The 26,962-nt window shown below is 71.9% G+C and carries 21 protein-coding genes; 16 read left to right on the top strand and 5 right to left on the bottom strand.

Annotated elements, in window-relative coordinates:
• The first annotated feature begins 75 nt into the window (after positions 1–75).
• From ACIBJB_RS08935 to ACIBJB_RS08910, 6 genes are all read left to right on the top strand, one after another.
• Positions 76–879 carry an ABC transporter permease gene (locus tag ACIBJB_RS08935; protein ID WP_398928026.1) on the top strand — a complete coding sequence of 268 codons (804 nt, stop codon included), beginning with the start codon at positions 76–78 and terminating at the stop codon, positions 877–879.
• Entirely contained in the window at positions 876–1,721 is an 846-nt protein-coding gene (locus ACIBJB_RS08930) for an ABC transporter permease (protein ID WP_398928024.1), read from the top strand. The genes ACIBJB_RS08935 and ACIBJB_RS08930 overlap by 4 nt, the downstream gene beginning before the upstream one ends.
• A complete protein-coding gene (locus ACIBJB_RS08925) occupies positions 1,718–2,518 on the top strand; it encodes an ABC transporter ATP-binding protein (RefSeq protein ID WP_398928022.1) in 801 nt (266 codons plus the stop codon). The genes ACIBJB_RS08930 and ACIBJB_RS08925 overlap by 4 nt, the downstream gene beginning before the upstream one ends.
• Before the next feature lie 155 nt (positions 2,519–2,673).
• Entirely contained in the window at positions 2,674–4,833 is a 2,160-nt protein-coding gene (cyc2, locus tag ACIBJB_RS08920) for a germacradienol/geosmin synthase Cyc2 (protein WP_398928020.1), read from the top strand.
• A gap of 190 nt (positions 4,834–5,023) precedes the next feature.
• Positions 5,024–6,892 (top strand): O-aminophenol oxidase PhsA, encoded by a 1,869-nt coding sequence (gene phsA / locus ACIBJB_RS08915; RefSeq protein ID WP_398928018.1) that lies wholly within the window; start codon positions 5,024–5,026, stop codon positions 6,890–6,892.
• 267 nt (positions 6,893–7,159) lie between these two features.
• Entirely contained in the window at positions 7,160–7,798 is a 639-nt protein-coding gene (locus ACIBJB_RS08910) for a PDZ domain-containing protein (protein WP_398928016.1), read from the top strand.
• 45 nt (positions 7,799–7,843) lie between these two features.
• On the opposite strand, the gene ACIBJB_RS08905 is transcribed toward ACIBJB_RS08910, so the two are convergent.
• Positions 7,844–8,599 carry a metallophosphoesterase gene (locus tag ACIBJB_RS08905; RefSeq protein WP_398928014.1) on the bottom strand — a complete coding sequence of 252 codons (756 nt, stop codon included), beginning with the start codon at positions 8,597–8,599 and terminating at the stop codon, positions 7,844–7,846.
• Between the two features lie 126 nt (positions 8,600–8,725).
• Here ACIBJB_RS08905 and ACIBJB_RS08900 point away from each other — a divergent pair, with 126 nt between their 5' ends.
• The 3 genes from ACIBJB_RS08900 (at position 8,726) to ACIBJB_RS08890 (ending at position 11,594) form a co-directional block, all read left to right on the top strand.
• Positions 8,726–9,349 carry a LysE family translocator gene (locus ACIBJB_RS08900; protein WP_398928012.1) on the top strand — a complete coding sequence of 208 codons (624 nt, stop codon included), beginning with the start codon at positions 8,726–8,728 and terminating at the stop codon, positions 9,347–9,349.
• Between the two features lie 117 nt (positions 9,350–9,466).
• Positions 9,467–10,591 carry an aminopeptidase P family protein gene (locus ACIBJB_RS08895; protein WP_398928010.1) on the top strand — a complete coding sequence of 375 codons (1,125 nt, stop codon included), beginning with the start codon at positions 9,467–9,469 and terminating at the stop codon, positions 10,589–10,591.
• 46 nt (positions 10,592–10,637) lie between these two features.
• The gene (locus ACIBJB_RS08890; RefSeq protein WP_398928008.1) at positions 10,638–11,594 is read left to right on the top strand and encodes a phosphotransferase; all 957 of its coding nucleotides are present in this window, start codon (positions 10,638–10,640) and stop codon (positions 11,592–11,594) included.
• 23 nt (positions 11,595–11,617) lie between these two features.
• Here ACIBJB_RS08890 and treZ read toward each other — a convergent pair whose 3' ends face one another.
• On the bottom strand, positions 11,618–13,363 hold the full coding sequence (treZ, locus tag ACIBJB_RS08885) for a malto-oligosyltrehalose trehalohydrolase (RefSeq protein ID WP_398928006.1): 1,746 nt from the start codon (positions 13,361–13,363) through the stop codon (positions 11,618–11,620).
• Between the two features lie 172 nt (positions 13,364–13,535).
• Here treZ and ACIBJB_RS08880 point away from each other — a divergent pair, with 172 nt between their 5' ends.
• From ACIBJB_RS08880 to ACIBJB_RS08870, 3 genes are all read left to right on the top strand, one after another.
• Positions 13,536–14,087: an FHA domain-containing protein gene (locus ACIBJB_RS08880; RefSeq protein ID WP_398928004.1), complete on the top strand. Its 552-nt coding sequence runs from the start codon at positions 13,536–13,538 to the stop codon at positions 14,085–14,087.
• Positions 14,088–14,225: 138 nt separating this feature from the next.
• Positions 14,226–15,590 carry a M14 family zinc carboxypeptidase gene (locus ACIBJB_RS08875; RefSeq protein WP_398928002.1) on the top strand — a complete coding sequence of 455 codons (1,365 nt, stop codon included), beginning with the start codon at positions 14,226–14,228 and terminating at the stop codon, positions 15,588–15,590.
• Positions 15,587–16,009 carry an SSI family serine proteinase inhibitor gene (locus ACIBJB_RS08870; RefSeq protein ID WP_398928000.1) on the top strand — a complete coding sequence of 141 codons (423 nt, stop codon included), beginning with the start codon at positions 15,587–15,589 and terminating at the stop codon, positions 16,007–16,009. The genes ACIBJB_RS08875 and ACIBJB_RS08870 overlap by 4 nt, the downstream gene beginning before the upstream one ends.
• 42 nt (positions 16,010–16,051) lie before the next feature.
• On the opposite strand, the gene ACIBJB_RS08865 is transcribed toward ACIBJB_RS08870, so the two are convergent.
• From ACIBJB_RS08865 to glgX, 3 genes are all read right to left on the bottom strand, one after another.
• Positions 16,052–17,302, bottom strand: coding sequence for a M14 family zinc carboxypeptidase (locus ACIBJB_RS08865; protein ID WP_398928431.1), 1,251 nt, complete (start codon positions 17,300–17,302; stop codon positions 16,052–16,054).
• A 206-nt stretch (positions 17,303–17,508) separates the two neighbouring features.
• Entirely contained in the window at positions 17,509–19,902 is a 2,394-nt protein-coding gene (treY, locus tag ACIBJB_RS08860; RefSeq protein WP_398927997.1) for a malto-oligosyltrehalose synthase, read from the bottom strand.
• 294 nt (positions 19,903–20,196) lie between these two features.
• Positions 20,197–22,326: a glycogen debranching protein GlgX gene (gene glgX / locus ACIBJB_RS08855; RefSeq protein WP_398927995.1), complete on the bottom strand. Its 2,130-nt coding sequence runs from the start codon at positions 22,324–22,326 to the stop codon at positions 20,197–20,199.
• Between the two features lie 196 nt (positions 22,327–22,522).
• On the opposite strand from glgX, the gene ACIBJB_RS08850 reads away from it, so the two are divergent.
• The 4 genes from ACIBJB_RS08850 to ACIBJB_RS08835 all read left to right on the top strand — a co-directional run bounded on the left by ACIBJB_RS08850 (position 22,523) and on the right by ACIBJB_RS08835 (position 26,961).
• On the top strand, positions 22,523–23,344 hold the full coding sequence (locus ACIBJB_RS08850) for a Tat pathway signal sequence domain protein (protein ID WP_398927993.1): 822 nt from the start codon (positions 22,523–22,525) through the stop codon (positions 23,342–23,344).
• 59 nt (positions 23,345–23,403) lie between these two features.
• Positions 23,404–24,723, top strand: a complete 1,320-nt coding sequence (locus ACIBJB_RS08845) for a copper amine oxidase (protein ID WP_398927991.1) — start codon at positions 23,404–23,406, stop codon at positions 24,721–24,723.
• A 72-nt stretch (positions 24,724–24,795) separates the two neighbouring features.
• Positions 24,796–26,082, top strand: a complete 1,287-nt coding sequence (locus tag ACIBJB_RS08840) for an SAV2148 family HEPN domain-containing protein (protein WP_398927989.1) — start codon at positions 24,796–24,798, stop codon at positions 26,080–26,082.
• A gap of 156 nt (positions 26,083–26,238) precedes the next feature.
• Positions 26,239–26,961: a 3'-5' exonuclease gene (locus tag ACIBJB_RS08835; RefSeq protein WP_398927987.1), complete on the top strand. Its 723-nt coding sequence runs from the start codon at positions 26,239–26,241 to the stop codon at positions 26,959–26,961.
• The last annotated feature ends 1 nt before the right edge of the window (position 26,962 follow it).

The raw sequence follows: 26,962 nt of genomic DNA, 5'->3' as shown, positions 1-26,962 counted from the left end.
CCCTGCCGACCCGGAGGTCCCCGGTGCGGGGCATGAGAGGGCGCCGTCGGCGCGGGACATGAAGGGGCGGTGTACGTGCGCCGGCTGAGGGGGCGTCAGGAGCTGTGGCTCGGGCTCCTCGGTGTGCTGCTCGCGTTCGGCGTGTGCGAGGCGGTGAGCCGGGCCGGCCTCGTCCGCCGCAGCTATCTGCCGCCCGCCACCGAAGTCCTCGACCGCGCCCTGGAGTTGGCGGGGGACCCGGTCTTCCTCGACGGGATCGGGGTGACCCTGCGGGCCTGGGCGCTCGGCCTCGGCCTCGCCTGCGCGATCGCCGTACCCCTCGGCCTGCTGCTGGGCAGCGTGCCGCTCGTCGACACCGCCACCCGGGCGATCGTGGAGTTGCTGCGGCCCCTGCCGTCCGTCGCCCTGATCCCCCTGGTCTCCCTGCTCCTCGGCTCCGGAACCGAGACCGAGGTCGCGCTGATCACCTACGCCTCGGTGTGGCCGATCCTCTTCAACACCGTCTACGGCCTGGGCGAGACCGACCCCCTCGCCAAGGACACCCTGCGCGCCTTCGGCTTCGGCCGTCTCGCGGTCCTGCTGCGCGCCGAACTCCCGGCCACGGCCCCCTTCATCGCCGCAGGCATCCGCATCTCCGCCGCCGTCGCCCTCATCCTCGCCGTCGCCACGGAGATCCTCTCCGGCTTCGGCGAAGGCCTCGGCATCTTCATCGCCCAGGCGGGCCTGGCCACGGACGGCACCAGGGACGTCCTGGCGGGTGTGGTGTGGGCGGGAACGCTGGGGCTGGTCATCAACGGAGTGCTGGTGTGGGGCGAGCGACGGCTCTTTCCCTGGACACCGGAACACCGGGAGGCCGCCGGGAGAGGGGCCCGGGTGTGAGCGGGGAAGCAGACACCGCGCCGCAGGGGAACCCGGCGGCATCGCTAGCGCCCCGCTCCCGCGCCGCCGCCCACCCCGCCCTCCTCCGGTGGCTGGTCCTCGTCCTGGCCGTCGGCGTATGGGAGTCGGCCGCCCGTGCGCACGGCAGCGTCTACTTCCCGCCCCCTGACCGCATCGCCCGCCACGTCCACGAGCTGTGGTTCGACGGGCCCGCCCGGCATCTCTTCCTCAGTTCGGCCGCGGTGGACGACATCCTGCCCAGCCTCGGCCGGATGGCCGCCGGGTACGCTCTGGCGGCCGTCGCCGGGATCGTGCTGGGTGTCGCGGTCGGGCGCTCGCGGCGGGCGTACGCGCTGGCCAACCCCGTCCTACAGTTCGCCCGGGCCGTCCCGCCGCCCGCCCTGGTCCCCGTCTTCGTCGTGGTCTTCGCGTTCGGCACCCCGATGCAGATCGCCTCGATCGCCTTCAGCGCCGTCTGGCCGGTGCTGGTCAACACCGCGGCCGGCGTCCGCAACACCGACCCGCTGCGCCTCGACGTCGCCGCGGTGCTGCGCCTGAACACCGCCGAACGCCTGTGGTTCCTCGTCCTGCCCTCCGCCCTGCCCCGCATCTTCGCCGGACTGCGCCTGAGCCTTTCGCTCTCCCTCATCCTCATGGTGTTCTCGGAACTGCTGCCCGGCACCGCGAACGGCATCGGATTCACGCTCACCGAAGCCCAGACCCGCTCCGACCTGCTCACCGTATGGGCGGCGCTGGTCCTGCTCGGCGCCCTCGGCTATCTGCTCAACACCGGACTGCTGGCCGTCGAGAAACGACTGATCGGCAGGGGGAGGGCCACATGAGCCACGCGACGCGCACCCAGGAACAGGGGACCGACCGCACGCTCCAGCTCACCGCGGTCGGCCAGCACTACGGCGACCACCGCGTGCTGCACGACATCACCCTCACCGTCCCCGCGGGCCAACTCCTGTGCGTCGTCGGCCCGTCCGGCTGCGGCAAGTCCACCCTGCTGCGCACCATCGCCGGTCTGCTCCCCGCCCGCGAGGGCACGGTCACCATCGACGGCGCACCGGTCACCGGCGTCCCCGACAGCCTGGCCGTCGTCTTCCAGGACTACGGCCGCTCCCTCTTCCCCTGGCTCACGGTCCGCGACAACGTCGCCCTGCCGCTGCGCCGCCGCGGCCACGCCCGGGCCGAACGCCGTGCCGAGGCGGACCGCATCCTCGACCGCGTCGGTCTGTCCGGCGCCGCCCGCCGCCACCCCTGGCAGCTCTCCGGCGGAATGCAGCAGCGCGTCGCCATCGCCCGTGCCCTCGTCTGCCGTCCCACCCTCCTCCTCATGGACGAACCCTTCGGCTCCCTGGACGCCCAGACCCGGGAGGACCTGGAGGACCTGCTCCTCGAGGTCCACCGCACCGACGGCACGACCATCGTGTTCGTCACCCACGACATCGACGAGAGCGTCTACGTCGGCGACCGCGTCGTCGTCCTCTCCCCGGGCCCCGGCTCGAGGATCGTCCGGGACCTGCCGGTCCGGCTCCCCGGACGGCGGGACCAGATCGCCACCCGGGGACTGCCCGAGTTCGTCGCACTGCGGGCGGAGGTGGGGCGGTCGGTGCGCAGCAGGGAGACGGATTGAATCCTCCTCGCAAGAAACAGGTGAAACCTGCGCGCGTGGAGATCAACGCCACAAGTCCCTCTGAGAACTCCCGAGTTCGGTCCGGATTCACGCGATGGTGTGATCATGTGTGGCGCGGCGGATGCCTCCGGAGCGCCCTGGGTAGGGCCCGGCTCATGACGCAGCAGCCCTTCGAACTCCCGCACTTCTACATGCCGTACCCCGCGCGGCTGAACCCGCACGTCGACGAGGCCCGTGCCCACTCGACCGTGTGGGCGCGCGAGATGGGCATGCTGGAGGGGTCCGGGATCTGGGAGCAGTCCGACCTCGACGCGCATGACTACGGCCTGCTCTGCGCCTACACACACCCAGACTGCGACGGCCCCGCCCTCTCGCTCATCACCGACTGGTACGTGTGGGTGTTCTTCTTCGACGACCACTTCCTGGAGATCTTCAAGCGCACCCAGGACCGCGCCGGCGGCAAGGCATACCTGGACCGGCTGCCGCTGTTCATGCCGATGGACCTGTCGACCCCGATGCCGGCGCCGGAGAACCCGGTCGAGGCCGGCCTAGCCGACCTGTGGACGCGGACCGTGCCGTCGATGTCCGCCGACTGGCGCCGCCGCTTCGCCGTCGCCACCGAGCACCTGCTCAACGAGTCGCTGTGGGAGCTGTCCAACATCAACGAGGGGCGGATCGCCAACCCCGTCGAGTACATCGAGATGCGCCGCAAGGTCGGTGGCGCCCCCTGGTCGGCCGGTCTCGTGGAGTACGCGACGGCCGAGGTACCGCCGTCCGTCGCCGGGACCCGACCCCTGCGCGTGCTGATGGAGACCTTCTCGGACGGCGTCCACCTGCGCAACGACCTGTTCTCCTACCAGCGCGAGGTCGAGGACGAGGGCGAGCTGAGCAACGGCGTCCTCGTCCTGGAGACCTTCTTCGGCTGCACCACCCAGGAGGCCGCCGACACCGTCAACGACGTCCTCACCTCCCGCCTCCACCAGTTCGAGCACACCGCCCTCACCGAGGTCCCCGCGATCGCCCTGGAGAAAGGCCTCTCACCGGGCGAGCTGACCGCCGTCGCCGCCTACACGCAGGGCCTCCAGGACTGGCAGTCCGGCGGCCACGAATGGCACATGCGCTCCAGCCGCTACATGAACGCCCGCGCCGAGACCACCTCCCCCTGGCAGACCCTGACCGGCCCCGGCACCTCGGCCGCCGACATCGGCGCCCTGCTCGCCGCGGCCGGCGCCGAGCGGCTGCGCGCCCACACGCATGTGCCCTTCCAGAAGGTCGGGCCGTCCCTGCTGCCCGACTTCTACATGCCCTTCCAGAACGAACTCAGCCCGCACCTGCCCGGCGCCCGCCCCCGCCTCACCGAGTGGACGCACCGCATGGGCATGCTCCAGGAGGGCGTGTGGGACGAGGACAAGCTCGCCGCGGCCGACCTCCCCCTGTGCGCGGCGGGCATCGACCCGGACGCGAGCCCCGAGGCCCTCGACCTCAGCTCGCACTGGCTCGCCTGGGGAACCTACGGCGACGACTACTACCCGCTCGTCTACGGCGGCCGCCGCGACCTCGCTGCCGCCCGCCTGACCACCCAGCGTCTGTCGGACTGCATGCCCCTCGACGGCGAGCAGGTCCTGGTCCCCGCCAACGCCATGGAACGCGGCCTGATCGACCTGTGGGCCCGCACCACGGCCGAGATGACCCCAGACCAGCGGCGCACCCTCAAGGACGCCGTGAACGTCATGACCGAGAGCTGGGTCTGGGAGCTGGCCAACCAGATCCAGCACCGCGTCCCCGACCCGGTCGACTACCTGGAGATGCGCCGCGCCACCTTCGGCGCCGACCTCACCATGAGCCTGTGCCGGATGGGCCACGGCCCCGCCGTCCCGCCGGAGGTCTACCGCAGCGGACCGGTGCGCTCCCTGGAGAACGCCGCCGTCGACTACGCATGCCTGGTCAACGACGTCTTCTCCTACCAGAAGGAGATCGAGTACGAGGGCGAGGTCCACAACGCGATCCTTGTCGTGCAGAACTTCTTCGGCATCGACTACCCGACCGCGCTGCGCGTCGTCCACGACCTGATGACCCAGCGCATGCAGCAGTTCCAGCATGTCGCCGCGCACGAACTGCCTGTCGTGTACGACGACTTCGGTCTCTCGGAGGAAGCGCGGGAGGTCATGCGGGGCTATGTCGCCGACCTCCAGCACTGGATGGCGGGCATCCTGAACTGGCACCGCACGGTCGACCGCTACAAGGCGGATCACCTGGCCCGCCGCACCCACGGCTTCCTCCCGGACCAGCCGCCGGCGTTCCCCTTGGCGGGCTGACAGCCGGAGTCCATGTAGCAGGTCTCGTCACAGAACGTAACACCCCCCCTGACAACGGGAGTTCGTCGCTCCGCATGCGGTTTCCGAACTTTCCCGTCCGGAATGGGGCATTCAGGGAACTTCACCGGGTTGCCAGGAGTCTGACGAGGTACGGGAAACAGTCAACAGAACACACGGGGGAGTTCGGACCTTGACCGAGATCATCGACAGGATCACCGAGAGCGACCAGAACCGGCAGGAAGGGGAGTTAGCGGCGCCGGGCGAGCTGACGCCGTACGTCGCACCGCTGCCCGTCCCGCCCGTCCTGCGCCCCGCCTCCGGCGACGTGCTGCGCGAGACGGAGATCGCCCTGCGCCCGACCTGGGTGCGCCTGCACCCGCAGCTGCCGCCGACCCTGATGTGGGGCTACGACGGCCGGGTGCCGGGCCCCACCATCGAGGTGCGGCGCGGACAGCGCGTCCGCATCGCCTGGACCAACCGCATCCCGAAGGGCAGCGAATACCCGGTCACCTCCGTCGAGGTGCTGCCACCGGCCACCACCGTCAACCCGGGCCGCGAGGGCGCGGAACCCAACAAGGACGTCGCCGCCCTGCCCGCCTGGACGGTGACCCACCTGCACGGCGCCCAGACGGGCGGCGGCAACGACGGCTGGGCGGACAACGCGGTCGGCTTCGGCGACGCCCAGCTCTCCGAGTACCCGAACGACCACCAGGCGGTGCAGTGGTGGTACCACGACCACGCCATGAACATCACCCGGTGGAACGTGATGGCGGGCCTGTACGGCACCTACCTGGTCCGCGACGACGAGGAGGATGCCCTCCAGTTGCCGTGCGGCGACCGGGAGATCCCGCTGCTGCTCGCCGACCGCAACCTCGACACCGACGAGGACGGCCGGCTCAACGGACGGCTGCTGCACAAGACGCTCATCGTCCAGCAGAAGAACCCGGAGACCGGCAAGCCGGTCACGATCCCCTTCGCCGGCCCGTACACCACGGTCAACGGCCGCATCTGGCCGTACGCCGACGTGGCGGCCGGCTGGTACCGCTTCCGGCTGGTCAACGCGTCGAACGCGCGCATCTACGACCTGGTCCTCCTCGACGAGGACGACAACCCGGTGCCGGGGATCGTCCACCAGATCGGCAGCGACGGCGGGCTGCTGCCACGCCCGGTGCCGATCGACTTCGACGGCGCGCTGCCCACCCTGACCGCGGCCCCCGCCGAGCGCTTCGACCTGCTCGTCGACTTCCGTGCCTTCGCGGGCCGCCGGCTCCGCCTGGTCAACAAGGGCCCGAACCAGCCGGCGGGCATACCGGACCCGGCGGGCGGGGTGCGCTACCCGGCGGTCATGGAGTTCCGGGTCCAACCGGACTGCGAGGCCGACACCTTCGAGCTGCCCGAGGTGCTCTCCGGCTCCTTCCGCCGCTACACGCACGACATCCCGCACGGCCACCGCCTGATCGTCCTCACCCCGCCCGGCACCAAGGGCTCCGGGGGACATCCGGAGATCTGGGAGATGACCGAGATCACGGACGCGAGCGGCATCGAGTTTCCGGCCGACGGCATCATCCAGGTCACCGGGGCGGACGGCACCACCAAGACGTACCGGCGCACGGCACGGACGTTCAACGACGGCCTGGGCTTCACCATCGCCGAGGGCAGCCACGAACAGTGGAGCTTCCTCAACCTCGCGCCCATCCAGCACCCGATGCACATCCACCTCGCCGACTTCCAGGCGATGGGCCGGGACCCGTACGTGGTGACGGGCTTCGACGCGACGGTCGGCGGCACCCGCACCCCGATCACCTACGACCCCTCCAGGACGATCCCACTGGCGCCCAACGAGCTGGGCTACAAGGACGTCTACCGGGTTCCGGGGAACCAGATGTTGCGCATCATGGGAAAGTTCGACGGGGCGTACGGCCGCTTCATGTACCACTGCCACTTCCTGGAGCACGAGGACATGGGCATGATGCGGCCCTTCGTCGTCATGCCCCCGGAGGCACTGAAGTTCGACCATGGCGGGGCCCACGGCGGCCACGGCGAGGGGCACACGGGCTGACGCGCTCCGCGCGCCCGGCGTGCTCCTCGAGGTGAGCGTCCTGATCGCCCTCGCCGCACGGTCGGCCGGGACCGTGTCCTGCTGCTCCGACCGGCGGCCGGCGGTGTGTGCGGGTGCACCAGGCGGAACCGCGGCGGACCTCGCCGACCTGCTGGTTCGGGTCTCTTCCCATTCCTGACCCCCCGTCAGTCTCACTCGTTCGTGGCTCGTCGCGCGCCGGTTCGCCGGGTAGGCACCATCCGGTGGTGATCCAGCCGGAGGCGATCCATGGAACAGACTGCGTTGCGCCCCAAGCCGATGCCCGGTCAGGAACCGGGCGGAGGCAGGAAGTCCGGGCCCGCCCGGCGCCCGCACGCCGCGCGCCGGCGCGGACGCCGGCTGACGACCCTGCTGTTCGGCCTGTTCGTCGCGGCCGTCCTGGTGCTGACGGGGGTGGGCCTCGGGACGGTGGGCGTCACGGTGATCGGCATGAGCAGACTGGCCGAACTGCAACGGCAGGCGGGCGGGCCCGGAGTGCCGGGGCAGGCTGCCTCCGGCCGCGGCGCACCAGGCCAGGACGGGCAGCGCACCCAGACGGATCCGTCCGTCTCGGAGTCCGCGACCTCCTCCCCGCCGACCCCGGCCCGTCGGCCGGCCCCCGTCACCGCGACGCTTGGGGTGGAGGCCGTGGACGCCGAGAAGTCGGGCGCGCTGGTGGTCGGCGTCCACGTCCCGGGCCCGGGCTTCACGGCGGGCCTGGTCCGCGGCGACGTACTCCTCGTCGTCGGCCGTACCCGGATCGACACGGCCGACGACCTGGCGCGAGCCGTCGCCGGCGCCCGACCCGGCCGAGAGGTCGTGCTCACGGTCCGCCACCGCAGCGGCGGCTACCAGCAGTTGACGGCCGTACCGGGCGTCGTCACGTGAACCGTCGTCAGGTGAACGCTCGTCCCGTGCTCACGTGCCCCGCTCTCAAGTGACCACCCGGAAGTGCGTGGTGAGCCGTCCGTCGTCGTCCAGCACATGGAAGGCCAGGCCGACCGGCGCGTCCCGGTCCGCGACCTGTTCGCCCTCCCAGGGCAGCCGCAGCGTCCAGGTCACCCCGGGCCCGACGACCAGCGGCCGTCCGGCGAACACGGTCGCCGCGGGTGTGTGCGCGTGACCGGTGATCAGTCCGGCGACCTCGGGCCGCCGCTCCAGCAGCGCGGCCAGCTTCCCCGGCCCGTCCAGTTGGTAGGAGTCGGGGAGCGGGTGGTGCAGCGCCACCGGCGGATGGTGGAAGGCCAACAGTGCCGGAAGCCTCCCGTCGAGTTCGTCGAGGGTGGCCTCGATCCAGGCGTACGTCTCCTCGTCCAGCGCTCCTTCGTCACTGCCCGGGATGCTGGAGTCGCACATGAGCACCGCGCCGCCGTCGAACACCTGCACGCTGTTCACCGGCCCGTCGTCCGCGGGCCGCCGCAGCAGGGCCTTGCGATACGGGGCCCTGCTGTCGTGGTTGCCCGGGCAGGTGAGCACCGGGAACGGCGCGTCGCCCTCGTGCAGTCCCAGAATCCGCGCGGCCTCCTCGTACTCCGCCTCGGCGCCGTGGTCCGCGATGTCACCGGTCACCAGCAGCGCGTCCACCCGCCCCGGCAACCGCCACAGCCGGTCCCGCACCCGCTCGGCGCGCTCGGTCGCCCGCGCACTCCCGTCGAGATGCAGATCGCTGATGTGCGCGAGTACCAACACGACCGTTCCCCCTCTTCTAATGGCTTGGGATGATCCAAGCATTAGCGCCAATGTCTGATCAAGCCCCCGTCCAGCAAGGTGGAAAACCACTGGTCCGAATCCAGCCGTCGGCGTCACGATGAGCCCATGCCGACCACGCTCATCGCCTTCCTCGGTGCCTGCACCCTCATCGCCGCGTCACCCGGGCCGAGCACCGTGCTGATCATCAAGCAGTCGCTGCACAGCAGACGCTCCGGCTTCCTGACCGTGCTCGGCAACGAGACCGGGGTGTTCATCTGGGGCGTCGTCGCCGCGCTGGGCCTGACCGCGCTGCTGACCGCCTCCGAGATCGCCTACGACGTGATGCGCATCGGTGGCGCCGTCGTGCTCGTCGCCTTCGGCCTCCAGGCACTGCGGCAGGCGCGCCGCACCAAGGGGGCCGCGGCCGACGGCGGCTGGGAGAGCACCGGCAGGACCGGCTGGGCCGCCTACCGCGCGGGACTGCTGCTCAACCTCGCCAACCCCAAGGCGGCCGTCTTCGCCCTGTCCTTCCTGCCGCAGTTCGTCCCCGAGGGTGCCCCGCACCTGCTCACCATGGTGGGGCTCGCCGCGCTCTGGGCGGTCTACGAGGTCGGCTACTACGGCCTCTACGTGTGGTTCGTCGGCCGGTTGCGGGCCGTGCTGTCCCGCGCGGGCGTGCGCCGGCGTCTGGAGCAGGTGTCCGGAGGCGTACTGCTGCTCCTCGGCGTCCGCATGGCCCTGGAGAGCTGACGCGGGGGCCGGCACTCCGTACGGCCCGTCCGAAAGACGTGTCGATCGGCTCGCGTCCCCCTCGCCGTCCGGGCAGGATGCTGCCCTAAGACCCGCACCCGCCCAGGGAGGCCCCCGATGACCGGCACCGCAGCGCCCTTCGCCGCCGACGACTACAGGGCGCGCATGGAGCGCGCGGCACGGTCGGCCGCCGAGGCCGGGCTCGCCGGTCTCCTCGTGGCCCCCGGCCCGGACCTGGTGTGGCTCACCGGCTACGCCCCCACCGCCGTCACCGAACGGCTCACCCTGCTGGTCCTCGCCCCCGGACAGGACCCCGTCCTCGTCGTGCCCACCCTGGAGGCCCCGGACGCCGGCAAGGCGCCCGGCGCGAGCGCCCTGACCCTGCGGGACTGGACCGACGGCAAGGACCCCTACGCCGCCACCGCCGCCCTCCTGGACGCCGGCGGCCGGTTCGGCATCAGTGACAACGCCTGGGCCATGCATCTGCTGGCCCTGCAGAAGGCACTGCCCGGCACGTCGTACGCCTCGCTCACCGAGGCCCTGCCGATGCTGCGGGCCGTCAAGGACACGGCGGAGCTGGAGCTGCTGGCGGCCGCGGGAGCGGCCGCCGACGCCACGTTCGAGGAGATCCGGAAGGTTCCCTTCGGAGGCCGCAGGGAGTCCGAGGTGGCCGCCGACCTCGCCGGCCTGCTGCGCCGGTTCGGTCACTCCCAGGTCGACTTCACCATCGTCGCCTCAGGACCGAACGGCGCCAACCCGCACCACGAAGTGGGGGACCGGGTCATCGAACGCGGCGACATGGTGGTCCTCGACTTCGGCGGCCTCAAGGACGGCTACGGATCCGACACCTCCCGTACGGTCCACGTCGGTGAACCCACCGACGAGGAGCGTCGGGTGCACGATCTCGTGCGCGCGGCGCAGGAGGCGGGCTTCCGTGCGGTACGGCCCGGCGTGCCCTGCCAGGAGGTCGACCGGGCCGCCCGCGCGGTCATCGCCGACGCCGGGTACGGCGAGTACTTCATCCACCGCACCGGGCACGGCATCGGCGTCACCACACACGAACCGCCGTACATGATCGAGGGCGAGGAACAGCCCCTCGTCCCGGGCATGTGCTTCTCCGTGGAGCCCGGCGTCTATCTGCCGGGCCGCTTCGGGGTACGCATCGAGGACATCGTCACGGTCACCGAGGACGGCGGCCGCAGGCTCAACGACACCACCCGCGAGATGGTCATAGTGGAGTGACCGAGCCCCAGGAGCCCCTCCACCCCCGAGCGACTACGGCGCGACCATGACCCAGGCACCGACACCCACCGCGGACACGGTCCGCCGGCTGGTCCGTTCCCTGCTCAAGGACAGCACGCCCGGCGCGGGCGAGGCCGGCGGGCCCGAGCTCCGGCTCGTCGCCGAGGGCGGCGGGCACTCCACCTGGTGGGTCGGCACCCGCCATGTGCTGCACCTCGCGGGGGACCGTGCGGCCTCCACCCGCAGACGCCGCGAACTGCGGCTGCGCGACCTGGTCCGCCCGCACGTCCCGGTCGCGGTGCCGACCAGCGTGGCCCAGGGCGAGTGGGCGCCCGGGCTGGCCTACACGCTCGACACCAAGGTGCCCGGCGGTTCGGCCGAGGACCACGACGTCTCCGCCGTCGGTGAGGCCGACCTTGCCGGGCTGCTCACCGGGCTGCGCGAGGTGCCGGTACGGCAGGCCGAGGCGCTCGGCGTGCCACGCGTCGCCCCGCGCTCGCTGGAGGCACTGCGCCGGGAGGCCGGCCGGGCCGCCGAACTTCTGCGCGCGGCCGACGAGTTCGATCCGGCCCGGCTCCAGCAGCTCACCTCGCCGGCCGCGGTCCAGCTCGCCGCGCAGCCCGGCAGCGCGGTCCTCGTGCACCACGCCCTGACCGGCGAACACCTCGTGATCAGCGCCGACGGCCGGGTGCGCGGCGTCCTCGACTGGACCGCGGCGGTGGTCGGCGACCCCGCCGAGGACATCGCGGGCCTCGCCCTCGCCGTCGGCTCGCCCGCCGCCGTGCGCGCCGCCACCCTCGCCGGCTACGGCGCCCGGCCCTGCCTGCGCGGCCTCTGGCTCGCCCGCTGCGACACCGTGATCCGCCTCGCGGCAGGTTTGGACGGGCGCGCCGCCGAGCCCCTGCCCCTCCTGCGGACCCGGCTGCGGCGGGCCTGGGAGGCGATCCTGCTGGAACGCGTCACCGAGCTGCGGGACGAGGAGACGGACGACGCGGAGCTGTAGGGGGACGCTCCGCACGTCCTCGTTCACGCCTGCAGCAGCACCACGCACGACTCCCCGGGCACCTGCAGCACCCCGTCCGTGCCCGGCGCCTCCACGGGCTCCCAGGCCGCGAGGACGGCGGCCTCTCGGGGGCCCAGGGGGATCGCCGCCGGCGACTTCGCGAGGTTCACGGCCACCCGGACGTCCCCGCGGCGGAAGGCGAGCCAGCGCTGGTCCGCGTCGTAGGCGACCTTGGTGTCGGCGAGGTCGGGGTCGGTGAGGTCCGGCTGTTCGTGCCGCAGCGCGAGGAGCCGGCGGTACCACGCGAGTACGCGCGCGTGAGGCTCGCGTGCGGGCTCGGACCAGTCGAGGCAGGAGCGGTCCCGGGTCGCCGGGTCCTGCGGGTCGGGCACGTCCTCCTCGGCCCAGCCGTGCTCCGCGAACTCCCGCCGCCTGCCCCGCCGTACGGCCTCGGCGAGTTCGGGATCGGTGTGGTCGGTGAAGAACTGCCAGGGTGTGCCCGCCGCCCACTCCTCACCCATGAACAGCATGGGCGTGAAGGGCGCGGTCAGGGTGAGCGCCGCCGCACAGGCCACCAGGCCGGGGGAGAGTGACGCCGCCAGCCGGTCGCCCACGGCGCGGTTGCCGACCTGGTCGTGGGTCTGGGAGTAGCCGAGCAGCCGGTGCGCCGCCGTGCGCGTACGGTCCAGTGGACGGCCGTGGCTGCGGCCACGGAAGCTGGAGTAGGTGCCGTCGTGGAAGTAGCCGCCGGTGAGGGTCTTGGCGAGCGCGGCCAGGGGCGCGCGGGCGAAGTCGGCGTAGTAGCCCTGGGACTCACCGGTCAGCGCGGTGTGCAGGGCGTGGTGGAAGTCGTCGTTCCACTGCGCGTGCAGTCCGAGACCGCCCTCCGTGCGGGCCGTGATGAGCCGCGGGTCGTTCAGGTCGGACTCGGCGATCAGGAACAGCGGACGCCCCAGCTCGGCGGCGAGGGCGTCGACAGCTGTCGACAGCTCCTCCAGGAAGTGGCACGCGCGCGTGTCGACGAGCGCGTGCACGGCGTCCAGGCGCAGCCCGTCGATCCGGTAGTCGCGCAGCCAGGAGAGCGCGCTGCCCAGTAGATAGGCGCGCACCTCGTCGGATCCGGGCGCGTCCAGATTGACCGCGGAACCCCAGGGCGTGTGGTGCGTGTCCGTGAAGTACGGCCCGAAGACGGGCAGATAGTTGCCCGACGGGCCCAGATGGTTGTGCACCACATCCAGGACGACGCCCAGGCCCAGCTCATGCGCCCGGTCGACGAAACGCTTCAGGGCCTCGGGACCGCCGTAGGGCTCGTGGACGGCCCACAGCGAGACGCCCTCGTAGCCCCAGCCGTGTCGCCCCGGGAAGGGGCACAGCGGCATCAACTCGACGTGGGTGATACCGAGTTCGACGAGGTGGTCGAGGCGGGCGGCGGCCGCGTCCAGGGTGCCTTCGGGTGTGTAGGTGCCCACGTGCAGTTCGTAGAGGACCGCCCCCGGCAGCGGACGGCCCGCCCACCGCGTACGCCATGTGTAGCGCTCGTGCTCGACGACCGCGCTGAGCCCGTCCGGGCCGTCCGGCTGACGGCGCGAGCGGGGATCGGGACGGACCGGGCCGTCGTCCGGCGCGAAGCCGTAGCGAGTGCCGTCTTCGGCCTCCGCCTCGCCCCGCCACCATCCCGGGCGTTCCGGATCGCGCTCCATGGCGCGTGTGGCGCCCTCGCAATGGAGCGTCACACGGCCGGCCTGCGGTGCCCACACCTCGAACTGCACGGACGGTCCCCTTCGTCTGCTCACCGTGATGTAGCCCGTCCATGGTGCGTCAAACGCGATCAATCCGCCTTTGAATCTTTCCCTTTGCGACAGGTGTCGTCGGGTACGCGCGCGTGGCGGGCGTTGTCTCGTTTTCTGGACACCCGGGGTTCACTGCCCGACAATCACCAACGTGACGTCGTCCTTCGAGTTCAACACGTACCCCGCGCGGCTGTCCGACGCGGAGCGCGACCAGGTGCTGAAGGTGCTCCGTGACGGCGTCGCCATGGGCCGTCTGTCGCACGACACGTTCGTGCGCCGCATGGAGCTGGCCCTCATCGCGCGCAGGTCCGACGAACTCGCCGCGCTCACCGCGGACCTGCCCCAGGAGAGCCGCATCTCCCGACTGGTGTTCGGCACCGTGGAGGCCGTCTCCGGCTTCACCGTACGGCTGCGCAGGGCGTGGCAGGCCGAGCGCCTGCCCAAGCTGCTGCTGCCGCACCCCGGCAGCCGCCACGCGCTGCGCATAGGGCGCGATCCTGCGAACGGCCTGCGGCTGACCCACGAGACGGTCTCCCGGGTCCACGCCGAACTCAGCCGGCAGGGCGGCATGTGGGTCCTGCGGGATCTCGGTTCCACCAACGGCACCACGGTCAACGGCCGACGGGTCATCGGCGCCGCCGTCGTCCGTGAGGGCGACCAGGTGGGGTTCGGCCGGATGGCCTTCCGGCTCGCGGTCAACTGAGCCCTACCTCACCTCTGGCCTGGGATTTACGTGCCGTCGCGACCCACAACCCTGTCCGTCGCGCGGTGTTGACGTACCCCTCAAGTCGTGACTGACTGTGCGTACACCATGCACACCAGGTGAACCGACGGCACCACATTGTGGAGGTGTGCCCTGCCGCCCCTCCTCCGCTACCCGACCGTCGACGAGCTCGGTGTACGGGCCGCAGCGCTCGTCGCCCGCCACCCCGCAGACGCCCGACTGCGCCGCGCCGGCACCTCCCGCGCGGGCAACCCCCTGTGGCTGCTCTCCGTCGGCCACGGCAGCCGCCAGGCCCTCGTCGTCGCCGGTCCGCACGCCAACGAGCCCGTGGGCGGCGGGACCGTTCTCAGGCTGGCCGAGCAGGCCCTGGCCGATCCCCGGCTCACCGTCGGGGCCGACGCCACCTGGAACCTCCTGCTCTGCCTCGACCCCGACGGCCTGCGCCGCAACGAGGGCTGGCTGCGCGGCCCGTACTCCCTCGACCGCTACTTCCGGAACTTCTTCCGGCCCGGCTTCGGCGAACAGCCGGAATGGCTGCCCGACGGCGCGGAGGCCGCCGCCCTCCCGGAGACCCGCACCCTGCTCGCCCTCCAGGACGAACTGCGGCCCTTCCTCCAGTGCTCCCTGCACGGCGTCGACGTCGGCGGCGGCTTCGTCGAACTCACCCGCGACCTGCCCGGCCTCGCCCGGCGCGTCGCCCACACGGCGGCCCGGCTGCGCATCCCCCGCGAGCTCGGCCCGTACGACACCCTGTACTGGCCGTGCCTGGGCCCCGCCGTCTACCGGATCCCGCCGCCCCGCCGCGGTGACCTGGCCGCCGCCATCACCGAGGCCGCCGTCGAGTCGACCTGGTACCACCCGCACCGGCACGGCACCGTGACCGCCGTCGTCGAGGCGCCCATGTGGGGCGTGGCCGCCGTCGAGGACGGCAGCACACCCGCCGACGCGGCCGCCGTGCTGCGCACCGTCAGCCACACGCTGCGCCGCGACGCGCGGCTCCTGGAGGGCGTCCTGGCCCGGATCCGCCCGCAGGTGTCGGACACCCCGGACGCGGCCCGCCTGCTCGCCCCGGTCGAGGACTATTTACTGGTCTGCCCCGGACTCGCCGACGCCTGGGACCCCGACGTCACCGACGGCGGCCGCCCGCTGCCCCCGCTCAGCACCGGCCACCTGGCCGCGCTGCGCATCGCCGGGCGGCGCCTGGCCCTGCGCACGGCCGGGCTCCTGCACCAGCTCGTGACCCGCGCGGGCGCCGACCCGGCCGGTGCCCTGCCGGAGCTGGACCGGCTCATCGACCTCTGGTGCGCCGACTACCGCGACGGCTGTGGGGCGCGCTGGATCCCGGTCCCGCGCCAGATCGAGTACCAGTCGCGGGTGGTCCTCGCCGCCTTCGAGCTCGCCGCGCGGCACGCGCCCGCATGCTCCCGTTCGGGTGAGCCGGGGTGGGGTTCCGAGGCCGCCGTGCCGATGCATCGGGAATGACGTACATCATCACAGCGACGGCGGTACGGCGAGCGGCACGCGCGGGTCTGACGGTGGCGGCCGTCCTGCTCCTCGCCGCCGCGGCTCCCGCGCCGGCCGGGCCCTCCACGGGGGACCACCTCTTCCTCATGGTGACCAACGGCGACGGCCGCTCCGGCGACACCCGCGGCACCCTCCTGCTGTGCGACCCGCCCCAGGGCCACCGCCAGGCGGCCGAGGCGTGCGCCCAACTCGCCGCCGTCGACGGCGACATCGGCGCACTTCCGCCCGCGGACGTCTACTGCACGATGCTCTACGCACCGGTCACCGCCCGGGCCGACGGAGAGTGGAACGGCCGACCGGTCGAGTACCGGCAGACCTTCCCGAACGGGTGTGTGATGAGGGCGCGGACCGGGGCGGTCTTCGCACTGGAGAGCTGAGGCGTGGCGCGGTGACGCACGCGCGCGTGGAGCCGCGTCGGCTCAGTCGGCCCGTACGCGCGCGTGCAGCGCCACCGCCACGACCGTGCGGGCCTGGTGCTCCACCTGGTGCTCCAACGGCACCCAGCGGGCCCGGAAACGGTCCGCGAAGGCGTCGCTCCAGGCCTTGACGAGCCCTTCGAGACGCGGTGCCGCGCGGTCGTCGGCCTCCCGGAGGACCCGCAGCAACATGGCCGCCGCCCGCAGCGGCAGCCGGCGGGAGAACGCGTCGACACTGCCGATGTACGCCCTCGTGTCGTCGGCGGGCCGGGTGTGGATCCAGTCCGCGGCCAGTCCCGGAACCAGCTCCAGGCTCCAGGTGGCGGCCCGCAGCAGCGGCCCGTCGGCGCCCTCCAGACGCGGCAGCGCATCCGCCAGCACCCGGTCCACCGCCCGCGACTGGCGCAGCAGCCGGCCCGCCAGCCGCCCCATCGCCGCCGCCGGCGCCGGATGCGGCGCCGGATCGTCCACCAGGTCGCTCGCCCACATCGGCACCTCCACCACCGCGGTCAGACCGCCGTAGCGGTGTGCGTGGTACCAGGTGCTGCGCCGCGCGTCGTCCGGCATGCTCGGGTACGCCGCCCCCGCGCCCGGCGCCGGCATCACATGCACCCCGGGCCCGGACGCCGGCCAGCCCGCCGCGTCCGAGGCACCGGTCTCCACCGGGATGTGCAACTCCGCCGCGGACTTCGAGAACGGCTCGGCCAGGCCCGGCACGTCCTTCGTCAGCTGCACCCAGCTGCCGCCCAGATCGGTGCCGTGCAGGGTCACCTGGAGGTAAGGGCGCAGTTCGTCGATCAGCCCGGTCAGGGTGCGGGTCTCGGGCGGCAGCCGATCGGGCGGCAGCATCGCGGGCGCCCATTCCGGCTGCTCCTCTCCGGCGGGCCGGAAGAAGCCGAGGTGGTAGTCGAAGAGAGTGCGCGGAGCCGGGGTGACATGGAGACTCGCCCCGTCCGGATCGGCGCACAGCAGGAAGTGCCAGGACGTGCCCGATCTCAACTCCCGCTCGGCCAGTACCCGTGCGGCCACCGCCAGGGCCGCGGGGCCGCCGGTCGGTTCGTTGGAGTGGGCGCCCGCGACCACCAGGACGGCCCGGCGGGCATGGCCGATCGACAGCACATGGAGGGGCCTGCCCGCTCGCGAGACACCCACCTGCCTCAGTCGGCAGACGTCGGGGCGCTGTGCGGCCAACGCCCTCGCGGACCCGACCAGTTCGGTCACCGTGGGGTAGCGCAGGTCCGGCAGGAGACTCACCCCCGACACGTCCGACCGGTCTCGCATTCGCAGTACCCCACGGTCTCGTTGAGCTGTCAAGCACGCCATGGGGGAGCCTCCAGGGGGCGCCCAGGTGCATGTACCGGCAGCCGGTAGAGCCGTATGTGCCACAACGGTGTTGCCCGCGCCCCCGACCCGCGGCAGCCGAAGACCTGGCCGCACCGGCCGCCCGCACGCCGACCTGGTCAATCCGTGGCGACCCGCTCCAGCAGCGCCACCGGCGACTCGCCCAAGAGCTCCGCCACGCGCGCGTGCCCGGAGAACTCCCGCTCCGGTACCAGCACATCGCGCCACACGCCCGGCGGCAGCGGCAGCACCGTCTCCCGCCAGCCGCCCGCCTCCGCCAGCCGCAGCACCGTCTCCCGCCAGCCGCCCGCCTCCGCCAGCCGCAGCGACAGCCTGGTCACCGCGGTCACCACCTCCCCGGAGCGCACGAACGCCACGCAGTGCGCCGCCGAGGGCCCCTCCGCGACCAGCGGCGTGTACGTCGCCGCGTCACCGAAGGCATCCGGACGGCGTCGGCGCAGCCGCAGCGCCGCAGCCGTGAGCGCGCCCTTGTCGCCGGAGTCCTCCGGCGGGAACCGCACCGGCCGCCGGTTGTCCGGGTCCACCAGCGCCAGATACGTGCCCTCCGTGCCCTGATACACGTCGGGCACCCCGGGCATCGTCAGCTGCACCAGAGCCGTGCCCAGCACGTTCGCCCGGACGTGCGGCTCCAGCCGGCTCCGCAGCCCGGCCACCTGCTCGCCCTGCGGCCCGCACGGCCCGGCCGCGACGAACGCCGCCACCGCCTCCTCGTACGCCGGCTCCTGCTCCGTCCAGCTCGTGTACAGTCCCGCCTCGCGCACATGCTTCAACAGCGCCTCCCCGACCCGCTCCGGGGCCGCGGGGCCGAGCCCGAACACCGTCTGCCAGGCCGCCCACGCCAGCTGTGCGTCCGGCACGCCGTCGCCGGTGCGGGTCACCTCGGCCAGCGTGTCCGCCCACCACTCGGGGCACTCGGTGAGCACGGCCAGGGCCGCACGCACATCGGCACTGCGCTTGGTGTCGTGCGTCGACACCACCGTCCCCGTCAGGGGCCAGTCGCGCTGCACGCGCGTGCAGTAATCGTGGAACTCCTCGGGCGAGACCGCCGGGCTCCCGGGATTCCCGCCCACCTCGGTCGCCGACAGCAGCGGCACGTACCGGTAGAACGCCGTGTCCTCCACGGACTTGGCCCGCAGCGCCGACGCCGTCTGCGCGAACCGGGTCCGGAACTCCACGTGGTCCGGCCCGTCACCGGCCCGCCCCAGCACCAGATCACGTACGACGTCGACGGCGCCCGCCTCCTCGGGGATCACGAAGGCCAGCCGGGCCTCGGCCGCGGCCTCCTCGGTGACGACGGCGGCGGCGTCCGAGGAGCCGTAGGGACGGTAGACCTCCATCCGCACCAGGAGTTCCTGCAGCGCGGTGCGCAGCGCCCAGGGCGCGCGGTCGCGCAGCGCGGGTTCCGGGGACGCGGCACACACGCGTGTCGCCACCCGGGTCAGCCGGTCGGTCTCGGCTGCCAGCTCGTGGGTGATCACCTTGTACGCCGCCCGCCGTGCCGTCGCGGCCCAGTCGCCGCCGCGGTCGGTCTGCGGGGCCGCGAACCGCCGGTACTGGCCGAGGAGTTCCCCGAACCCCGCCGGGTCCGTGAACAGCCCGTCGATGTGCCGCAGGGCGTCGTAGCCCGTGGTCCCCGCGATCGGCCAGGAGGCCGGCAGCTGCTCCCCGTCCGCAAGGATCTTCTCCACGACCGTCCAGCGCCCGCCGGTCGCCTCGTGCAGCCGCTGGAGATAGGCGTCGGGGTCGGCGAGGCCGTCGGGGTGGTCGACCCGCAGCCCGTCGACCACTCCCTCGTGCAGCAGCTGGAGGATCTTGGCGTGGGTCGCCTCGAAAACCTCCGGATCCTCGACCCGCACCCCGATCAGCTCCGAGATGCTGAAGAAACGCCGGTAGTTGAGCTCCGTACGGGCCAGCCGCCACCAGACCGGCCGGTACCACTGCGCGTCCAGGAGCTGGGGCAGCGGGAGGTCCTCGGTGCCCTCGCGGAGCGGGAACACGTGGTCGTAGTAGCGCAGCACCCCACCGTCCACCGCGAGGTTGCCGAGCTCCGCGCCGACCGGATGTCCCAGCACCGGCAGCAGCAGCTGACCGCCCTGTGCCTCCCAGTCGATGTCGAACCATCGCGCGTACGACGACTTCGGGCCCTCCCGCAGCACCTCCCACAGCGCGCGGTTGTGGCGCGGGGCCATCGCCATGTGGTTCGGCACGATGTCCATCACCAGACCGAGCCCGTGTTCCCGCGCGGTGCGCGACAGCGTCCGCAGCCCGTCCTCGCCGCCCAGTTCCTCACGCACGCGCGCGTGGTCCACGACGTCATAGCCGTGCGTCGAACCGGGGACGGACTCCAGGACGGGGGACAGGTGCAGGTGCGAGACGCCGAGCGAGGCCAGGTACGGCACCGCCGCCGCGGCGGCCGCGAACGGGAACTCGGGCTGCAGCTGCAACCGGTACGTGGCCGTCGGCACCGACGGGTCGGGTCGCTCAGATGTCATGCAGACCTACGTACCCGCCCTGCGGCCTTTCGTGTCATCGCGTGGCCCATGTGCGTGGGACGCGGACGTCGGAACGGAACGGTCCCGTCGTGACACCGGGGGGCGCGACGGGACGGTGCCGTCCCGACGACGACGCCGACGCCGACGCAACGACGGTACCGTCCCGTTCCGACGTCCGGCGGCCCGACGGTACGGTCCCGTCCCCACGCAAACGGCGCATCCGACCTCGTACCCCGGACGCGCCGAAAACGCTCCCCACACGCGTACCCGGTGACCGGCACACGAACCACCCTGCTAGACGGGCCGTTGCAGCACCACCATGCTGCGGTCCACCAGCGTCAGCCGATCCCCGGCCTGCACCTTCGCCCCCGTGCCCGGCGGCACCCCGTCCGGGCGGCCGGTGTCGACCACGACCTGCCACTGCCGGCCGTGGTTGACCGGCACCACGAAGTCCAGCGCCTTGGGCGAGGCGTTGAACATCAGCAGGAACGAGTCGTCGGTGATCCGCTCCCCACGGGGGCCGGGCTCCGAGATCGCGTTGCCGTTGAGGAAGACCGTCAGCGCCGAGGCCTGCGCGCGGTCCCAGTCCCGCTGGATCATCTCCTTGCCCTCGGGTGTGAACCAGGCGATGTCCGACAGCTCGTCGTGGGTGCCCTCCACCGGCCGCCCGTGGAAGAACCGGCGACGGCGGAAGACCGGGTGGTCCTTGCGCAGCCACACCATCGCGCGCGTGAAGGCGAGCAACTCGGCGCCGGGCCCCGCCCCGTCCCCGGCGTCCTCCGGCCACCGCACCCAGGCCAGCTCGCTGTCCTGGCAGTAGGCGTTGTTGTTGCCGCGCTGCGTGCGCGCCACCTCGTCGCCGTGGCTGATCATCGGCACGCCCTGGGACAGCATCAGCGTGGCGATGAAGTTGCGCATCTGCCGGGCGCGCAGCTCCCGCACCGCGGGGTCGTTCGTCTCGCCCTCCGCCCCGCAGTTCCAGGACCGGTTGTGGCTCTCGCCGTCCCGGTTGCCCTCGCCGTTGGCCTCGTTGTGCTTGTCGTTGTACGAGACGAGGTCGTGCAGGGTGAACCCGTCGTGGCAGGTCACGAAGTTGATGGAGGCCAGTGGACGCCGTCCGTCGTCCTGGTAGAGATCGGAGGAACCGGTCAGCCGGGACGCGAACTCCGCCAGCGCGCGCGGCTCGCCCCGCCACAGGTCCCGTACGGTGTCGCGGTACTTGCCGTTCCACTCGGTCCACAGCGGCGGGAAGTTGCCCACCTGGTAGCCGCCCTCGCCGACGTCCCACGGTTCGGCGATCAGCTTCACCTGCGAGACCACCGGGTCCTGCTGCACCAGGTCGAAGAACGACGACAGCCGGTCCACCTCGTGGAACTGCCGGGCCAGGGTCGCCGCCAGGTCGAAGCGGAAGCCGTCGACATGCATCTCGGTGACCCAGTACCGCAGCGAGTCCATGATCAGCTGGAGCACGTGCGGGGACCGCATGAGCAGCGAGTTCCCGGTGCCCGTGGTGTCCATGTAGTACCGCTGGTCCTCGGTCAGGCGGTAGTACTGCGGGTTGTCGAGGCCCTTGAAGGACAGCGTCGGGCCCAGATGGTTGCCCTCGGCCGTGTGGTTGTAGACGACATCCAGGATCACCTCGATCCCGGCCTCGTGCAGCGCCCTGACCGCCGACTTGAACTCCAGGACCTGCTGGCCGCGGTCGCCCCAGGAGGCGTAGGCGTTGTGCGGGGCGAAGAAACCGATGGTGTTGTAGCCCCAGTAATTGTTCAGGCCCATGTCGACCAGACGGTGGTCGTTCACGAACTGGTGGACGGGCATCAGCTCCAGCGTGGTGACGCCGAGCTCCACCAGATGCTCGATGATCGCGGGATGCGCGAGGGCGGCGTAGGTGCCGCGCAGCTCCTCCGGCAGCCCCGGGTGCCGCATGGTGAGGCCCTTGACGTGCGCCTCGTAGATCACCGTCTCGTGGTACCCGATCCGGGGCCGCCGGTCGTCGCCCCAGTCGAAGTACGGGTTGACCACGACCGACGTCATGGTGTGCGGCGCCGAGTCGAGATCGTTGCGCTTGTCGGGCGAGTCGAAGTGATAGCCGTACACCTCCTCGCCCCAGCGGATGGAGCCGCTGATCGCACGCGCGTACGGGTCGAGCAGCAGCTTCGACGAGTTGCAGCGCAGGCCGCGCTCGGGTGCGTACGGACCGTGCGCGCGGAAGCCGTAGCGCTGTCCGGGCATCACGCCGGGCAGATACGCGTGTCGGACGAACGCGTCGCTCTCGCGCAGTTCCACCGCCGTTTCCGAGCCGTCGTCGTGCAACAGACACAGCTCTACTCGGTCCGCGGCTTCGGTGAAGACCGCGAAGTTGGTGCCGGCGCCGTCGTACGTGGCACCGAGTGGATACGCCTCTCCAGGCCAGACCTGCATGGAACGACTCTTTCAGGTGTCCCGCGCCGCGTGGGGCGCCTTGGCCTCGAGTGTCCACGAAAGTGATGGAACCACCTATGACTTACGTCCCTCTTACCGATCGACCAGTGCCACAGGGCGATCACAGAATCGCTCTGGGCCGAACAATTGGGGCATACACGTACTCCCGGAGTTGCCCGGGGAGTAGGGGGAAGATGTGCGCAAGATAGTGCACCGCCACCTCGGGAAGGTGGTGGCAGGTGCGGCCGTCGCGGTTGCCGGGACCGCCGTGATGATCGGGATCACCCTGCCGGGCACGGCGGGGGCGGACGACACGGGGGGCGGCAAGGCGGCCGCGGGGCAGTCCGCGGCGCAGCCGGGACAGGGCGGCGCGGACGGGGCCGTCGCGCCCGGGGTCGTGGAACAGGCGCCGGCCGCCGAGGGCCAGAAGGGCAAGGGCCGCGACCCGCTCACCGACGACGAGATCCAGCGGGTCGAGCAGATCGCCGTGAACCGGCAGATGCTCAACGCCAGTGAGGACGTCGAGGGCGAGCGCGGCCCCGAACGGCTCACCGTCGACCTCGCCGACCCGAAGGCCGGCGAACTGGACGACCCGGACGCGCCCCGGCGCGCCGACGTGACGCTCTACGACTACCGGGACGACACCCTCGTCACCAAGACCGTCGACCTCGACACCGGCAAGGTCGTCGCGACCGGCAGCCAGCACGGCGTCCAGCCGCCGCTGAGCAGCGCCGAGTACGCCGAGGCCGCGAGCCTTCTGATCGCCGACCCGCTGGGCGCGGACCTGAAGGCCGACTACAAGGACGCCACCGACAAGGAACTCACCGACCCGAACCAGCTGCTGCTGACCGGCGCCGTGTACCGGGCCGTTCCCGGCGGGCAGCCCGCCGCGCTCGACCAGTGCGGCGAGCACCGCTGCGTGCGGCTGTTCCCGAAGGTGAAGAACGGCCCCTGGATCGACGCCAGGGCCTTCGTGATCGACCTGAGCGCCCGCAAGGTCGCCAAGCTCGAGAGCTGACCCGCCTCCCTCCCGTCCACTTTTCCAACCCGCTACTTCCGCAGGGGAGTCATTTCTTCATGCGTGTCAACAGAATCAGCCGTGCCCGCAGGCACGCGGCCCTCGGTGTGTCCGTGGCCGCGCTGGCCGCCGGTGTCACGACCGGTGCGGGACCGGCGGCCGCCCAGCCGAAGGCCGCCGCGGAGGCCGCCGCGGAGTGCAGCTCCGCCTACAAGATCGAGCAGAAGCTCTCCAGCGGCACGACCTGGCGGATGTGCTGGCGCTACGACAGCAAGGCCGGGCTCGTCCTGGAGGACATCTCCTACCAGCCCAAGGGCGAGGCCGCGCCGATCAAGGTCCTCAACAGTGCCCGGCTCGGCCAGATCCACGTCCCCTACGACGACGGCAGCGTCGAGTACGACGACCTGACGGGCTTCGGCTTCGCGCAGGGCCTGATGAACCTGGACCCGGGCGAGTGTCCCGGCGGCACCATCAAGAGCGTCAAGGTCCCGGACTCCTGGGACCCGGACCACCCGAACGTCAACGGCCTGTGCACCACCACCCGCTCCCGCGGCCACGCCTACCGCATGCAGGGCGACAGCGCGAACAAGGTCTACCAGGCCCAGGGCAAGGACCTGCTCGTCTACTCGGTCAACCAGGTCGGCTGGTACGAGTACATGACCGAGTGGCGCTTCCAGGACGACGGCACCGTCACCATGAACCTCGGTGCGACCGGCAGCCTGTCCTACGAGGACTACGACGCCGGGGACGGCCGCGGCTGGCCCATCGGCAAGGGGCCCCGCGCCCAGGCCACCAGCCACAGCCACAACGCCTTCTGGCGCCTCGACTTCGCCCTCGACGGCTCCTCCAAGAACCGGGTCGAGCAGTACGACTCGACGGTCACCGCGGCCGCCCAGGGCCAGCAGGCCGCGACCGTCAAGACCACCCGCACCCCGGTCACCAAGGAACTCGCCGGCGACTCCAAGAGCTACCGCTGGTGGCGCATGGTCAGCGCGGCCGGCAAGAACAAGGACTGGCATCAGCGGTCGTACGAGATCGTCCCCGGCCCGACCACCAAGTACCCGGGCCGCAGCTTCACCAAGCACGACATCTACGTCACCGAGTACAACCAGTGCGAGCAGTTCGCCAGCAACAACATCGGCAACTGCGGCGCCGGAGCGGGCAAGTCCGTCGACAAGTGGGTCAACGGCCAGACCCTCACCCACCCGGTGGTCTGGATGAACGTGGGCTTCCACCACATCGCCCGGGACGAGGACCAGCAGCCCATGCCGGTCCACTGGCAGGGTTTCTCCATCGCCCCCAGGGACGTCACGGCTATGAATCCGCTCACTCCCGCCGAGCTCGCCGGACAGAACGGCCACTGGGAGCCCGGTAGTTGAGATTGACCCTGTCCATCCGGCTGCACCGCCGACCGCTCCCGGAGTACCCTTCCTTGATCGTTGGGTGGGGCCATGCCCCCGGGAGTGCTCGGGGGAGCGGAAGGCGGTGCGCGGGTGGGCTCGGGAGGGCTGGAGTTGCCCCCTGGTGACGAGGGTCACGAGGGGAACTCCGCAGACGTCCCGCCCGGCACGGTGTCCCTGGCGCGGCCGATGGACGCGGGAGCGACCATCGGGCCGGAACTGGACTGGGACGCCGACGCCTGGCGCGAGGTGCGTACGCGCGCACAGCGGGCCGGCCGGGCCTACATCTGGCTGAACCTCGTCGAACAGCGGCTGCGGGCCGTGGTGGCCGCTGTTCTGCGCCCCATCTACGAACCCGTCCACGGCCACGACGACTGGGTGGTGGCCGCTGCCGGGCCCGCCGGGCAGGAGTGGGTGCAGCGCGCGGTCGCCGTCCGCGAAGTCAGCCGCCGCAAGGGCTACTTGCTCGACCCGGCCGACGACAACGTCCTCAGCTTCCTCACCCTGCCGCAGCTGCGCGAGCTGATGGTGCAGCACTGGCCCTGCTTCGAGCCCTACTTCGACGACCGACGCGATGTCGAACTGGCTCTGGACGAGCTGGAGGTGACGCGCAACGTCGTCTCCCGCAACCGGGCCCTGTCCGAGGCGGTCCTCGGCCAGGCCGAGCGCGCCTCCGCCAAGCTCCTTGAGATACTCGGCGCAGGTGGCGACGTGCCGTCCGCCCGCCGGCTGCCCGTCGACGCGGTCGAGGACCTGGTCGGCGACCGGTACGCCGACGTGGTCGCCGTACACACCGACCGGGTTCGGCTGCTGAGGCAGTTCCCCGCCGAGGACATCTTCGGCGGAGCCCGCCGCCTGGACGCCGTCGGCATCGGCCTCAACCTCCTCGTGCAGAACTTCTCCGGCCGCCGTCTGGTCCGGCTGGCCGAGGCCGGCTGCCGGGTGCGGCTGCTGTTCCTGAACCCGGCCTCCAGCGCGGTCAAGCGGCGCGAGCGGGAACTCGGCATGAAGCGCGGTGAGTTGAGCCGCGCGGTCGAGATGAACATCCTGCACATGCGCCGGGTGCGGTCGAGACTGCGCGACCCCGGCGCCTTCGAGATCCAGGTCTACGACGACACCCCGCGCTTCACGGCCTACCTCGTGGACGGCGACGGCTCGGACGGCATCGCGGTCGTGCAGTCCTATCTGCGCCGGGCCAGAGGCATGGAGGCGCCGGTCCTCGTGCTGCGCAACGGTCATCGGGTGGTCAAGCCGGGCGATGTGGACGACAGCGGCCTCTTCCCCACCTACCGCGAGGAGTTCGAGACGAACTGGGCGGATTCGCGGCCGGTGTCCTGAAGTGGTCCGGTGTTCTGAAGAGTCCTGGTCACCCGAATCATCCCGCCCTCCCCAAGTGTCCGTATCGGTAAGCGGAATGCGGTCCTCTGATTGTCAGTGGCGCATGGGAAGGTGGAGACCACTGGGGGAAAGCACCACCAAGAAGGGGGACGGCCCATGGGCTGGCACCGAGAGCTGCTGATCGGCTTCGACCTGGAAACCACCGGCACCGATCCGCGCGAGGCGCGCATCGTCACGGGCGCCGTGATCGAGGTCAGGGACGGGCAGCCCCTGGGGCGCCGGGAGTGGCTGGCGGACCCGGGCGTGCAGATCCCGGCGGACGCCGTGGCGGTGCACGGCATCAGCAACGAACGGGCGGCCGCCGAGGGCCGCCCCGCCGACCAGGTCGCCGACGCCATCGCGGACGTCCTCGCGACCTACTGGAAGACCGGCGTCCCGGTCGTCGCGTACAACGCCGCCTTCGACCTGAGCCTGCTCTCCGCCGAACTGCGCCGGTACGCCCTGCCGTCCCTGCGCGAGCGCCTGGCCGGCCTCGACCCCGCCCCGGTCATCGACCCGTACACCATCGACCGCTCGGTGGACCGCTACCGGCGCGGCAAGCGCAACCTCGAAGCGGTCTGCACGGAGTACGGCGTCGCACTCGACGCCGCCCACGACGCCTCAGCCGACGCCCTCGCCGCGGCCCGGCTCGCCTGTGCGATAGCCGCGCGCCACCCCAAGGTCGCCGCCCTCGGCCCGGCGGAGCTGCACCGCCGCCAGATCGAGTGGTACGCGGAATGGGCGGCGGACTTCCAGAGCTTCCTGCGCCGCAAGGGCGACGCGACGGCGGTGATCGACGGCACCTGGCCGCTGCGCGAGGCGGCCGACGAGACGGTGTGAG

The sequence above is a fragment of the Streptomyces sp. NPDC050759 genome, from assembly GCF_044456945.1.
Lineage (GTDB): Bacteria > Actinomycetota > Actinomycetes > Streptomycetales > Streptomycetaceae > Streptomyces.
This window is presented reverse-complemented; position numbering and strand designations above follow the sequence as displayed.